Origin of the sequence: Lunatibacter salilacus, from assembly GCF_009797935.1 — a bacterium.
In the GTDB taxonomy this organism is placed as follows: domain Bacteria; phylum Bacteroidota; class Bacteroidia; order Cytophagales; family Cyclobacteriaceae; genus Lunatibacter; species Lunatibacter salilacus.
In genome coordinates this window covers 49,813-63,193 of the sequence record NZ_VOLC01000013.1, presented here as the reverse complement: position 1 = coordinate 63,193, position 13,381 = coordinate 49,813, and the positions used below count along the sequence as shown (strand labels likewise).

Genomic DNA, 13,381 nt, shown 5'->3' with positions numbered 1-13,381 from the left:
GAGAGTTAAAATTTAGGACAAGGTAGAATTGTGGATCTTTTTCTGGGTGCCCCCGGGTTTTTGGGAGGAAAAATATAAGAAAGGCTAATCTCGTGGGCCCCTCCTGACTGAATGCCCAGTTGGGAAACGGTGTAATCGAAGCTATAGCCCACGTTCAAACCAGAAGGAAGGTTGAATCCGACCATCAGGACGATGGCATCCCGGTTGTTTTGTTGCTCTACGGGTTTGTAGGGTAATCCGCGGTACCAGAGTCCAAAGACTATGGGTTCTACGTAAAAATACCCACCCACATCGAGTTGTTCAAATGGGCCCTGTCTCTTGTAATTGATTGTGGGGGTAAAGTAGCGTTCACGGTACATGTGTGTGAAATCGCGTCGCATGGGTCCATTCCCGAGAGAAATGCGATAGCCTGTGTGGACAGAATATTTTAATGGCAGATGACTGTTTCCCGCCTCAATAAAACTCTGATTGGGTTGGTTAATATGGTGTGCAGTGAATCCCACCCAAAAATTATCCGTAAAAAACAAACCTCCAAGAGAAAGTGAGACCAAATTTACCGGATCGCCAAAACCTGCCAGGTCATTGCCCGGTAATATGGGACCAAATGGATTTGTAGGATTGATTTGATTGGCAAAAATCAGGTTCTCATAAAAACCAATATCTCTTCTCATATACGTTGCCTGAAAACCAGGTCTGAAATAGGCTCCATCCGCTATGCGGAGCTCATAAGAGAGCAGGCCGGAAATTGACGTCGAGTTTAATCCGGCAGCTCCTTCCACGTCGTTAGTTACCAAAACACCCACGCCAACATTATATTCTTCCAAGAATCCATCGGCATATGCAGAAAAAGTACTGAAATTAGCATCAAGCCCAGGCCATTGACTGCGGTAGTTGACGCCCACCCGAGTGGCAAGTTCAGATCCGGCAAATGCGGGATTGAGAAATAACGGAGCTGCGTAATACTGGCTATATTGCGGATCCTGAGCAAAGCTTTTGCTTGTCAGGGCCGACAATAGCAGGACAAAAAAAACTCGATTTATTTGTGACTTAAACAAAGATTTATACGTTAATTGGAAACCGATCAGCTATTAAACGTTTTGGTGCTTTTATAGTATATATAAAGCAGCCGGTAAATTATGAAATCTATCCCTAAGTACATAAATATCCAATTATTTGTTTCATTAAATTTGATCTTATTTTTTGTAGGGACACAGGTTGGTTATACTCAAGGATTTAATAATAACGAATGGATTTTTGGCTATTGTGAGGGAGGGGAAAATAACTACCTTTCTTTTGGAAAAGACGGGAGGGCCCGGGTAGCCAATCTTGCCGGGAGCATCACACTTGGGAAGGGAAATACGGCGATGGCTATTGACCCCATTTCCGGTGAAATTCTATTTTATACAGACGGGGCTTTGGTATATAACTACCTCAATGAACCAATTCAAGGAATTATCGGTGAATTAGGAGGAGATGAAAATGAGCGTCAGTCTGTTGCCATTTCCGTATTAAATTACGACCTATCACTTGGAGGGGACAGGAGTTTTTACCTCTTTTATATCAATAGAATTGGGGAATTGGAGTACGATATTGTAGACATGAACGAGCAAGGTGGGGCCCCAGCGAATCAGCCGCCTGCCGGGGCTGTTTCTCTGGGGGGAAATCTCGGGAATGCAGATGGGGCAATCGCTGTGATCAAAACTCCGTTATCTCCAAGTTACCTTATTCACTATGATGGAAGTGATATATTGGTAAATAGAATAGAAGACCAGGAAGGTCAATTTACTTTGTTACAGTCCTTGCCCTTAGATTTGGTACCCAAAGCATTTGTATTTGACGAAGGGTCGGAGAAACTCATCATCATACCAGAGACACTCGGAGAAGACTTATTAATAGCGGATTTTGACAGCAGTACCGGAGTTTTTGGCGAGCCTCTGGTCTTGCCAGGCACTGGAGGTTTATCCGCTATCGATGGGGCAGCTTTCTCCCCGGATGGAAGTATGATATATTATTCCCAAGGGGACCAATTGTACCGGATTCGCACGGACGGGACACAAGCGGATGAAGTTCCCGAACCTGATCCCGATGATGATGGCGTTATTGATCCCGAGATGGGGCCCATTTCCTTAGCATTGGGACATGATGTATTTCGGATTTATGATGTTCGTGTAGGGCCAGATGGCCAGCTATACTATATATACGAAGAGACAGAAGGAGGTCCCCAATTACTTGGAAGGGTAACCAATCCGGATGTGGAAGCGATGGCCGAGGTGATTATAGAAGGAGATCCTTTTGACGGAACGGATTTTTGCGGGACGGTTTTTACCGTTTTTACGCCCACTATAGACATTGGTCCTGAGGTTACCTTTACTTGGGAGCCGGAGATGCCATGCATGAACAATCCACTGCTGCTTACCAGCGAGATTTCTCCAAGCAATTATCGACCGGTCAGTTTTGAGTGGGAAATATTACCTCCCTTAGTGGATGAAGAGGGAGAAGAAATTGAAATAGATCTTACTGTAGAACATTTATTGCTCCCACAAGAAGCCACTTCAGAGCAACAGGTTACTGTATCCTTGGTGGTTACATTTGCTGATGGCGAAACCCGGGAAGTGACCCAAAATATATCGTTTACTGAGAATGATCTACAAGTGCAGTTTAGCCCTTCAGATACGACATTGTGTGATCCGGCATGTATAGATTTGATGCCTTTGGTGGATGCACAGAGTGGGGGTGATCAGGGTGGGCAACCCGGCGGGGGACAACCTGGAATCGGCCAACCCGGAATCGGTCAGCCGGGAATCGGCCAACCTGGAATCGGCCAACCTGGGATCGGCCAACCCGGACAACCTGGTGCAGGTCAGGAGGCCAATTATGAATACTTCTGGTCCAACAAACGGGAAGAAGGGTGGGGACCTGAGGCTCCAAATGAAGTATGCAGGCCTGGGTACTATTGGGTAATGGTCCGTGAAGTGGGCTCTTCCTGTTATTCCTATGCAGGTATTCGCATACAGATGTGGGATGTGGAGGATCAAAGTAACAATATCTGGTATTTTGGTGACGGTGCAGGTCTTGATTTCAACCCAGATCCAAATGATCCTGAAGCACCGACTCCCCGTCCCATTCAAAATCCCCATCCCCAAAATATTCCAGCAGGGGTAACCACGATATCAGACCAAGCCGGTCAGGTGCTTTTTTATACGGATGGGCAAACTGTTTGGGATCTAAATGGTAACACGATGCAGAACGGAGAAAACATTGGGGGGGACAACTTGTCCGCGCAAAGTGTGACCGCACTTCCCGTTTCCTCTGATGAAACGTTGTTTTATCTTTTCACCACCCAACGGGGTTCAGGTGGGGAAAATCAAGTGAAATTCTCCCTAGTGGATATAAAAGGGGACAATCCGGAGGGTATAGGAAATGTTTTAACCAAGGACAAATTCCTGTTTAGTCCCAGTACGGAGCATTCCGCCGCCCTGAACTCAGGAGATACCACATGGATGGTTTTTCATGAAATGGGTAACAATACTTTCCGAATGTACCCTGTGTCAGGGGAAGGAATAGGGCAACCTGTATTTAATTCGGTAGGAGGAACGCATAACTTTGGGACAGGTGTGGGAAGCATGAAATTTAGCAGTGACGGTTCCAAGCTCGCCGTAACCTATACGGATGGCGGTACTAACAAATTGGAGATATTTGAATTTGACCAGACAACTGGGGAGATGGAGGTTTATGCCTTGTTGGATTTGGGATCAGATGGAGATATCTATGGCATGGAGTTTTCTTCTGACAATTCGAGAATTTATGTTTCCTATAGAAATGGAGGGCCCGGGGTTGAGGAGTTTTTTATCCAGGGTCTGGAAGAAACGGATGACAGTGATCCCGACAATCCGGTAACGACGACATGCCCAGAATGCTTCGAAACGGCAACTACCCAGGCACAGATTGAACAGTGTATCTTGGATGGCAGAAGCACCGTGCCTCAAACGGAAGGACTTGACCTGGGTGCGCTACAAATTGGACCTGACGGACAAATCTATGCTGCAGTTGTCGGATCCAACCGAATTGGGCAAATCTTTGCCGGGCAGTCTTGTAATCCCAGCACCTTTAATCAGGATGGAGTAGAACCGATGCCTGGATCAACCAATTTAGGATTGCCCTCATTTGTACAACAGTCCGGAGGAGGCATTCCGGATCCAGGCCTTTCCGGACCTGAACGCCTATGTCTCAGTGCTGAGGAGGGAGCAGTAGGTTTATTCTCGGGAGGTGGGGAACCGGACATTGATCTATATAACTGGACTATATATAATGAGGCAGGTGAGATCGTCGATCAGTTCTTAAATGGAGGTGAGGATTTTCAGGACTTGGAATACACCTTTGTGGAGGTTGGTATTTTCACAGTAGAGTTGCAGGTGGACCGATGCGGGGAACCTTGGGACGAAGTGTTCACGATGGATGTGGAGGTGTTGGATTCCCCTGAAATTATTTTGCCTACTGAGATTTCCATTTGTGAAGATGCTATATTGGAACTCGTTGCAGTGGATCCGGAAGACCCAAGACTGGATGAATATATTTTTGAATGGGAAAATGCTGCCGGAGAAATTGTGGGTGACCAGAATGTGTTGGAAGTAACTGAAGAGAGCATCTATACCGTGACTGTAGCATATAGACTTCCTGAAGGGGAAACCATGGAGACGTTTCAAACTTGCCCCGTTTCCAGGTCAGTGTTTGTAGGGCCGGCTTTTGATTTTGAAATAGATCAGGATGAAGAGGAAGTTTGTTATGGGGAAACGGTGGTATTTACACCGAATACGCCGGTGAATGGAGCATGGTCAATACAGCTTTTGGGCACTACAGACCGAATAACGTTGCCCGACACGCTTCAATTAACGCTTAATACAGGGGATTTGGACGGGCCTGGTGAATATGAATTATTTTTCCTGACTGCTGATCCCTTAAACAGTGATTGCCCGATAGAACGGTCAACCACCTTGCTGGTTAGTCCTCCCGCAGACTATGATGTGTTGGAAACCTCCCCCGCAGAGAGTTGCGAAATTCCGGATGGATTTGTGGAAATCAGAGCTGTTACGCAATTGGACAGTTTGGTTTTTGAAGAAACAGGAGAGGTTATTTTTGATCTCGCAACGGGTGAGACCCATCTCTTTGAAGGGCTTGAGCCAGGTACTTATACCTTTACCGGGTATTCTGGGGGTTGTCCTTCATCCCAAGTTGCCATTATTGAAAATGCAAGCCCGCCAGATGATGTCTTGTATGAACTTGAGGTGAGAGATCCTGCCTGCGGGCCTAATGAGGTTACTGATGGAGCTATTGTCCTTACCTTCGTGAATGGACCTGCGTCTGGAAGTTATGAAATTATCAGCCTTACCAGTGGGGAAAGGTATGTGGACGATTTTTTAAATCAGGCAGGATTAACCATTGAGTTACCTGTAGGAGAATATACAGTAGAGGTAAGTAATTTAGGAGGATGTGCTTTACCGAATCCGGAGATGGTGGAGATTGTCGATGTGGAGCAGCTGGTGGAAGTGGAACTGAGCAGCCCAAACATCTGCGGGGACGCTACCTTCACGACCATTACTGCTTCCGGTGATTTGACAGGAGTGGACCGAATAGCTTGGTTTCGGGAATTAGAAGGTGTATTTGTGGAAATCCAAGGACAAACCGACCCCATTATTGAAGTGGTAGATCCGGGGAATTACCAGGTAAGGGTGTTTAATGAAGCAGGGTGCGAGGTGGGTAATGAGACCATCGAAATCATACAATCTTCCACGCTTCCACCCCAATTGTCACCAAGCTATGTTATCTGTGGGATTGAAGATAATCTAGCCAATCTGGAGGCAGGACCTTTCGAGGTGTTCGAGTGGATTTTAGATGGAGAGGTTCTATCGGTAGAAAGGCAGTTTACGCCTACACTTCCCGGAACATATACCTTGCGGGTTTGGGATGATCAGGGTTGTGAATTTGAAACGGAATTTTTGATAATCGAAGATTGCGAGGTAAATGTGACATTTCCCAACGCCATAGTTCCATTGGATCCAAACCGGGGATTTGTGATATACACCCAAGGCCCTATTGATAAGCTGGGAGTTTACATTTATAACCGATGGGGCGAGTTGATTTTTTACTGTGAAGAATCAAATCCTTCGGAAAATATTTCGCTCTGTATTTGGGATGGTGTTGTAAATGGGGAAAAAGTTCCTGTGGGAACATATCCGGTAGTTGTGAAGTTTAGTAGTGAAGCACAAGGAATAGATAGGACTTTAAAAAAAGCAATTGTAGTAATAGACTGATCATGATAACTTTAATTTCTCCAGCCAAAACATTAGATCTAAGTGACAGCATTTTTAATCAGCATACACAGCCAGACTTCGAAAGAGAAATCAGCGATTTGGTAAAAATAATGAAAAAAAAATCCGTACGGGATATCAAAGAACTGATGGGTGTTAGTGACAATTTAGCCGAGTTGAACAGGAAACGGTACTTGAACTTTGAGGATGAATTTTCTGTCGAAAATTCCAAACAGGCCCTGCTTGCATTCAAAGGGGATGTTTATACACGAATCGAGGTTGACGAATTTTCGAGTGAGGATTTTGAGTTTGCCCAAAAACATTTGCGTATTCTTTCCGGACTCTATGGGTTGTTGAAACCCCTGGACCTTATTCAGCCCTACAGGTTGGAAATGGGTATTAAATTGAAGAATAGTAGAGCAAAGGATTTATATGGGTATTGGGGAAGCAAGATTGCGAAAGCCATAAATGAAGCAAAGGACGATGAAATAGTGGTGAATCTGGCCTCACAGGAATATTTCAAAGCGGTAGACCAAAGCAAACTTAAGGGAAGGATTATTCATCCTGTATTTAAGGAATATAAAGATGGAACATATAAGATCATTGGTATTTTTGCCAAACAAGCGAGGGGGATGATGACCAATGAAATTATCAAAAGCCGCATTAATAACCCCGAACGGCTAAAGACATTCAGACAGGAAGGATACGAGTATGCAGAAAATCTGAGTACCGAAAACGAATGGGTTTTCGTCAGATAGTTTCTTTGTCATCTATAATAGATTTTACAATTTATTTTATTAAAGATAACAAATTCTAGTTGTTGTCTTTTATTGTTCTCTTTATACATTGACGAGTCCAGAAAAATTAATTTTTACTTCAAATCTAATATAGGCAGTTATTTAAGTAAATTTCGAATATTCTTTTGATCCAAATTGGCTGAAGTGGGTATGGTATTTGATAGGGCATTTTAAATTTAATGGAGCATGCGATTTATTCCTTATTTATCCGTGATGCTGGCACTCATCGCCAATATGCTTTGGCCATTTGCATTCACGGGTTCTTTTGATTACAGTCAGGAAGAATATTTTCAAGATCCTGCTTTGATAGGACCTTCAAGTGCTTGTCTTAATGGCCCTTATGTTTACGGTAACTTTTCCGGTGCAGGTGACCCAGCCACCGACAGGTATATCTGGACCATAACAGATTCGAATGGATTTGAACTATATTATCAGGCGGGAGAAGCGGATGTCCAAAACATACAGTTTCCCTTTACGTCAACGGGTGTATTTAATGTGAATTTACGGGTAATTCGGGGGGGAAACCAGAATTTTTTTTCACAGACCCAACAAGTAGTCGTAGAGATGGGGCCTAGGTTTGTGCTGGCCCCTGACGTTATTATTTGCGGGAACGAGCCAGTGTTACTTCAGGCACTTGATACCACTGACCCCAATTACTCTAATTTTCAAATTGAGTGGTTTAGGGTAAATGGTCAAGTATTAGGTCGGGAAAATACTTTCTTGGCTACTGAGCCAGGTAGATATTATGTCAAAGTAATTTCTGCCGTATGTGAAGCAGTGGGAAGCACCTTCTTAGGTCCATCAATTCAGGTAGATGTGACCGCGTCAGCAACTAGAGCTTGTCTTGGTCAGACAGTTGATTATACACCGGATGCGCCATTTTTGGGACGTTGGTCCTATCAAAAAGTGGGACAAACTGAGAGAACTTTTATGGAGGAATCATTCACTTTGGCATTAAATACCCAAAATTTGGAGGGTTTAGGTCAATACAAGATTTTCTTTAGTGTGGATGACTCCGAAAGACCGGGTTGCTCAGTAGAAAAAGAATTTAATCTTAACGTTGAGGAGGGTGCGGGTTTTTTTACCGTAAATAAAATCAGTGATTCAGAAGGGTGTGATGCATCTAATGGTGCCTTTGAAATTATTTCCAATAATGCCTTTGATTCAATAGTTATTGCGGGTGTCCCCAATGGAACAATAACCAATGTACCGGCAAATGAGACCCGAACCATTACAGGACTAGCTCCGAGGGTGTATACCATCACCGGAAGATTGGGGAACTGTACAGTGACTAGGAACATTACCATTGGGAATACTGATCTCGATGAGGCCATTGCTTTTACGGTGGCGGCTACACCCCAAACATGTTCCGCCAACGGCATAAACCTGGGGACCTTGGTTATTGATTTTAACGGATTGAGTCAGTCAGGTAGGTATAGGATAGTTGGCGCTGGTGGAAATGTACTTTCAGAACCTTTTCAGAACCAAACCCAAGTAGTGGTTAATGTGCCAGCAGGCACTTACCAAGTGGAAGTAAGCAACGACGTAAATTGCAGTAGCACTAATTCGATATCTTATGTGGTGGAAGGAAGTAGCCAAATCAACTTCTCCATTCCCGGTGATATCACCGCATGCCAGTCCTATGAGTTATTCCCGGAAAGTGGAGCCCCACTCAACTATTCCCTCCGGCGACCTGACGGCACAGAAGTGACGGGAAATTCCGGCGATGGCTTTATACTCAATCAACAAGGATCTTATCAGCTAATCGGACGATCCAATGACCCCAATTCACCACTTTGCCCAAGAACTAGATCCTTTGACGTCACGATTAACCAACCTTTGGAATACGATGTAATCATAGAACAAATCGATTGTTTTGGGAATCAATTTATCACGGCCGATTTGAATGGAAGAGATCCAAATACGGTTATTATTCGTTGGCTTACGGAAGAGAGGTCAATAGTAGGCAGGGACCAGGTCTTTTTCCCGCCTTCTACAGGAAGATTTATTCTTGAAGTGCAACCCCGGGCCAGCAGCAGGTGTGAGGTTGAACCTGTTTCTTTTGAGGTGGTAATCCCCCAAAGCCAAACAGAGGTGGTCTTGGAAGCAATTCCATATTGTGATATGGATCCATTTACCACATTAACAATGACTGCCGCTAACCCCGACATTGTTGAAACTATTGAATGGTTCAAGATTGACGATCAGGGAGGAGAGGAATGGTTGTTGGCATTTGAAAACCAAACTTCTATAGATGTCATTGACGAAGGTTTGTATAAGGTAGTTGTTAGGAATCAGATAGGATGCAGGTTGGGAAGTGCGGAGTTTGAGGTCATCAAAGCTGCTCTAGTGGAAATTGAATTGGAGGACACATATAAAATATGCAGTGCTGATAATATTTTCCCTATACTTAACCCTGGGCAACTGAATGATATAGAATGGTACTGGGAAGGGTCTCTTGTAAGCACTGCAGCCACATACAAAATTATTGCTCCAGGTGCTTATGAATTACGGACTACTAACGAAGAGGGGTGTAGTCAAGTTAAAAATTTTGAGGTAACAGAGGATTGTGTTTTGCTCATAAGGCATCCGGATGCTATGATTGTTGGTGATCCAAGCAGGGATTTTAGGGTATACGCTAATTCTGATGTGGATGAAGTGGAAGTGTTTATTTATCAACGGACAGGCGAATTGATCTTCCATTCAGTCAATACGGCAACTAATCCAAATCTCCCAGTTATTGTTTGGGATGGACAGTTAAACGGTAAGCCAGTCAGTGTAGGAACATATCCCGTTTTAATTCATTATAAAAGTCAGTCCTTAGGATTAGATGAGGTACTAAGAAAATCACTTATCGTGGTAGAATAATTTTTCTTTAAAAGGCATAACCAACTGTGAGCACCAGTCCATAATCACTTGTGGAGTCCATAAATATTGGAGGTTGATTGTCGAAGTTGTTATAAAAAATTCAACCCTAAATCGATATTGTTGACGATTGTCCAGTTTATTCTGGTTTCCCCATCGTTTCTATACCCTCCTTTTTGGGTCAATCCGATAAAAAAGGTCTGGGTAGTTGTGAAAATTATTTTTGGACTTCTCAACTTAAAAAAGCGTCGGCAATCATCGGGCCATTTTTAATTTTTTTGATGCTTTAGAGATAGGATGAAAGTAACCATCGTTTGTGCGTCTTCGAAAGTAACATTGGGATGGGGATTCATAATCGGATATCCCCAAGAACCGGTACCACCGCTGATAACCTTTCGGGCCAAAAGGTCTATATACACCTGTCGTATGGGGTATCGTTTGGAAATATCCTGAAAGGATGGTCCCTTGGCCCTGTTTTCCCGGGTATGGCAGTCATAGCAGTCCGAGTAGGCAATTAGAACTTCCCCAAGTTTGATTTGGTCTTCCGCTATTTCTTCATCCTCTCCTGGGATTGGGCGGATATAGTCTTGGACTCTTGAGCGTTTTTCTTGGGCTAAAGCATTTTCCTCTGCCTTCTCACAGCTAAAGAATAAGCAAGCAAATCCAAGTAACCATAAGATCTCTGATGTCTTTCTATTTGTCGGCAATGTGTTTTTATTCATATTTACTGCCACCAAAGATAATAAATAAAAGATAATAACATCCTTTTTTAATCTTGAAATGTTGCTGGGAATATAGGTTTTCCTGGTTATATTTCATCCTTTATAAAACCTACTTGATATGGCTTCTACTATTCATACGTATTTCCTTCGATTAACATTGCTTGTATTAGGTAACGGCGTACTCTTTCCCATTGCGCCTACCCTTGCTCAGAGTCAGCTAAAGCCAACGATAAGTCAACAAGCCGAGGATTTGGAATCCAAAGTAATTGCCTGGCGGCGGGATTTTCATGAGCATCCTGAACTTGGAAACCAAGAAACCCGGACGGCGGGAATTATTGCTGCCCACCTAAAGCAATTGGGAATGGATGTTACGGATGAGGTGGCGGTGACTGGGGTGGTGGGAGTATTGAAAGGTGGTAAACCCGGACCTACTGTTGCCTTACGGGCGGATATGGATGCGCTTCCGGTGCCGGAACGTGCCGATGTGCCCTTCAAGTCCACCAAAACAGCTACCTATAATGGACAGGAAGTGGGTGTTTCCCATGCCTGCGGGCATGATTCACATGTGGCTATTTTGATGGGCGTTGCGGAAATTTTGGCTGGCATGCAAAAGGATCTGCAGGGCACTGTTAAGTTTATCTTCCAACCCGCAGAGGAAGGAATGGATGGGCTCGATACTTGGGGTGCCAAACAGATGGTGGAGGAAGGAGTAATGGATGATGTAGATGCCATTTTTGGTTTGCATATTAACTCCCAAACTCCGGTAGGCAAGGTGAAATTTAAATCAGGACCCGCAATGGCCGCAGTGGATAATTTGGAAATTAAGATAAATGGGAAGCAAGCGCATGGAGCTTACCCTTGGTCGTCTGTGGATCCCATTGTAACTGCTTCCCAGATTGTAATGGGATTGCAAACGATCGTCAGTAGAAATGTGAATATCACCGAAATTCCTGCCATTATCACAGTAGGATCCATTCATGGTGGTGTCAGGCATAATATTATTCCAGAAACAGTTGAGATGATAGGAACCATTCGGACTTATAGTGAATCACAGCAAGATCTGGTACACCGGCGTATAGCGGAGGTAGCGGGGCATATAGCGGAAAGCGCCGGAGCCAAAGCGGAAGTAAATATCCGCAAGATGTATCCGGTGACTTATAACGACCCTTCACTTACCGAGTTGATGCTTCCCACATTAATGGAGACAACAGGTCCGGAGAATTTGCTGGAGCATGAACTGATTACCGGGGCGGAAGATTTTAGTTTTTATCAAAAAGCTAAGCCCGGCTTGTTTATCTTCCTAGGAGGAATGCCTGCCGACGGCGACCCATTGAAAGCGCCTTCCCACCATACTCCTGATTTCTATTTGGATGAAAGTGGTTTTGTTTTGGGGGTAAAAGCATTGAGTCATTTGGCGGTGGATTACTTGGAAATGGGAGCGAAATAAGCCGAAAAGGTGTACGGCAATAGTGCCTTTGCCAAAAGAGAAAATATAAAAATAGACCGGCTGGAAGGCCGGTCTATTGATTTCAATTCGATTGTTTATTCAAAGCGGTAAATTCCATCGCTTCTTTCTTATAAGTAATTTTACAAGCCTCTAAATGCCGGAGGATCTATACCATTAGCCCGTATATAAGCCACTGCAGCGCCTCTATGGTGTGTCGCGTGATCATCTATCAAGCCAACCATTTGCCTGCGGGTGACTTTTCCGGCAAAGGAATCAATTTCTTCACCCAATTGTGCTTCTGACAGAGAGGAAATTGTTTTCTTTCCATAGTCATAACACTGCTCGATAAACTTCTTCAATTCGGCTTTGGTCTGGGGTTTTGCCTGCGGGTCAAAATCCATGTCTCCTCCTTCAAGAAATCCCTTGGAAAGTCCGGCAATACTTCCCGCAACATGGGTAATTTGCTCTTTAAAACTCATGGCCGAATCATGCGGTTTATAGTCCAGAAGGTTAGCGGGCATTTTGTCCAATGTTTCCAGGGTAAATTCCCTGCTGTTTTCCCACTTGGACATAAATTCGTCCATGGTGATTTGCGCTTGGCTTGTGGTTGCTGCAAATAGGGTCAGCATAGCAAAGACGACGCAGCTTGTGAATGATGTGATTGTTTTCATAAGGTAAGGGTTTGGTTAGTTTCGTTAAAGTTCGGAAAAAGGGATTGGGAAAGCAAGAGGGGAGGGGGGCATGTTAAATTTGAATATCTTATTTACCTCTCCACGCTTGAATCAGGTGGGGTACTTTTGAGCGTTCACGAACCGGTGTAGGAAGGGATCAATCGGGCCATAACATTTGCCCAAGGGGGCACTAAGTTGATTGCTTGAATCCAAGATATGCCCTAGCAAGTGGGAAAGTTTTTTTCCGAATGTTATAATCCGACAAATTGTTGTAAGAGATTGCCAACCCCAAAGGTTCTTGTATTGATAGATGTAAGCTATAACCTTCCCATAGATAGGGAAGTGCATTTTCTGGTTCATCTAATTTTAAATATATCGTTATATCAATCGGCGTTGAAGTAACTTGGAAAACAATAATTGATTTTTTTATTTTCAAATTACTCCTTTTTGCATTAAAACTCATTTTTTAACCATACAAGAATCAGTTCGTGACCTTTCGTCAATTTACTTTATTCCAGTAACTGAAAGGTTCACGAAATTATATGGGCGATTCACGAAGTTTTAGCTATAGATA

Annotated in this window: 8 protein-coding genes; 4 read left to right on the top strand and 4 right to left on the bottom strand. The window is 43.8% G+C overall.

Annotation, left to right across the window (positions count from 1 at the left end):
- Positions 1 to 5: 5 nt before the first annotated feature.
- Complete coding sequence (locus FQ608_RS17250; RefSeq protein ID WP_158859605.1) at positions 6 to 1,055, bottom strand: PorP/SprF family type IX secretion system membrane protein; 1,050 nt, start codon at positions 1,053 to 1,055, stop codon at positions 6 to 8.
- Between the two features lie 81 nt (positions 1,056 to 1,136).
- Between FQ608_RS17250 and FQ608_RS17245 the strand changes: the two genes are divergently transcribed.
- The 3 genes from FQ608_RS17245 (at position 1,137) to FQ608_RS17235 (ending at position 9,970) form a co-directional block, all read left to right on the top strand.
- Positions 1,137 to 6,308: a gliding motility-associated C-terminal domain-containing protein gene (locus tag FQ608_RS17245; protein ID WP_158859603.1), complete on the top strand. Its 5,172-nt coding sequence runs from the start codon at positions 1,137 to 1,139 to the stop codon at positions 6,306 to 6,308.
- A gap of 2 nt (positions 6,309 to 6,310) precedes the next feature.
- Positions 6,311 to 7,063: a peroxide stress protein YaaA gene (gene yaaA / locus FQ608_RS17240; RefSeq protein WP_158859601.1), complete on the top strand. Its 753-nt coding sequence runs from the start codon at positions 6,311 to 6,313 to the stop codon at positions 7,061 to 7,063.
- A gap of 225 nt (positions 7,064 to 7,288) precedes the next feature.
- A complete protein-coding gene (locus FQ608_RS17235; RefSeq protein WP_158859599.1) occupies positions 7,289 to 9,970 on the top strand; it encodes a hypothetical protein in 2,682 nt (893 codons plus the stop codon).
- Positions 9,971 to 10,236: 266 nt separating this feature from the next.
- Here the strand turns inward: FQ608_RS17235 and FQ608_RS17230 are convergent, their stop codons facing one another.
- Positions 10,237 to 10,689, bottom strand: coding sequence for a c-type cytochrome (locus FQ608_RS17230; RefSeq protein ID WP_234364249.1), 453 nt, complete (start codon positions 10,687 to 10,689; stop codon positions 10,237 to 10,239).
- 118 nt (positions 10,690 to 10,807) lie between these two features.
- Here FQ608_RS17230 and FQ608_RS17225 point away from each other — a divergent pair, with 118 nt between their 5' ends.
- Entirely contained in the window at positions 10,808 to 12,136 is a 1,329-nt protein-coding gene (locus FQ608_RS17225) for an amidohydrolase (RefSeq protein WP_158859598.1), read from the top strand.
- 140 nt (positions 12,137 to 12,276) lie between these two features.
- Here FQ608_RS17225 and FQ608_RS17220 read toward each other — a convergent pair whose 3' ends face one another.
- A complete protein-coding gene (locus FQ608_RS17220; RefSeq protein WP_234364248.1) occupies positions 12,277 to 12,807 on the bottom strand; it encodes a DinB family protein in 531 nt (176 codons plus the stop codon).
- Between the two features lie 190 nt (positions 12,808 to 12,997).
- The gene (locus FQ608_RS17215) at positions 12,998 to 13,243 is read right to left on the bottom strand and encodes a hypothetical protein (protein WP_158859596.1); all 246 of its coding nucleotides are present in this window, start codon (positions 13,241 to 13,243) and stop codon (positions 12,998 to 13,000) included.
- Positions 13,244 to 13,381 lie beyond the last annotated feature (138 nt).

Coding starts and splice junctions, on each gene's coding strand:
- FQ608_RS17230 (WP_234364249.1), bottom strand. CDS start 10,689: ATGAATAAAAACACATTGCCGACAAATAGAAAGACATCAGAGATCTTA.
- yaaA (WP_158859601.1), top strand. CDS start 6,311: ATGATAACTTTAATTTCTCCAGCCAAAACATTAGATCTAAGTGACAGC.
- FQ608_RS17235 (WP_158859599.1), top strand. CDS start 7,289: ATGCGATTTATTCCTTATTTATCCGTGATGCTGGCACTCATCGCCAAT.
- FQ608_RS17245 (WP_158859603.1), top strand. CDS start 1,137: ATGAAATCTATCCCTAAGTACATAAATATCCAATTATTTGTTTCATTA.
- FQ608_RS17220 (WP_234364248.1), bottom strand. CDS start 12,807: ATGAAAACAATCACATCATTCACAAGCTGCGTCGTCTTTGCTATGCTG.
- FQ608_RS17225 (WP_158859598.1), top strand. CDS start 10,808: ATGGCTTCTACTATTCATACGTATTTCCTTCGATTAACATTGCTTGTA.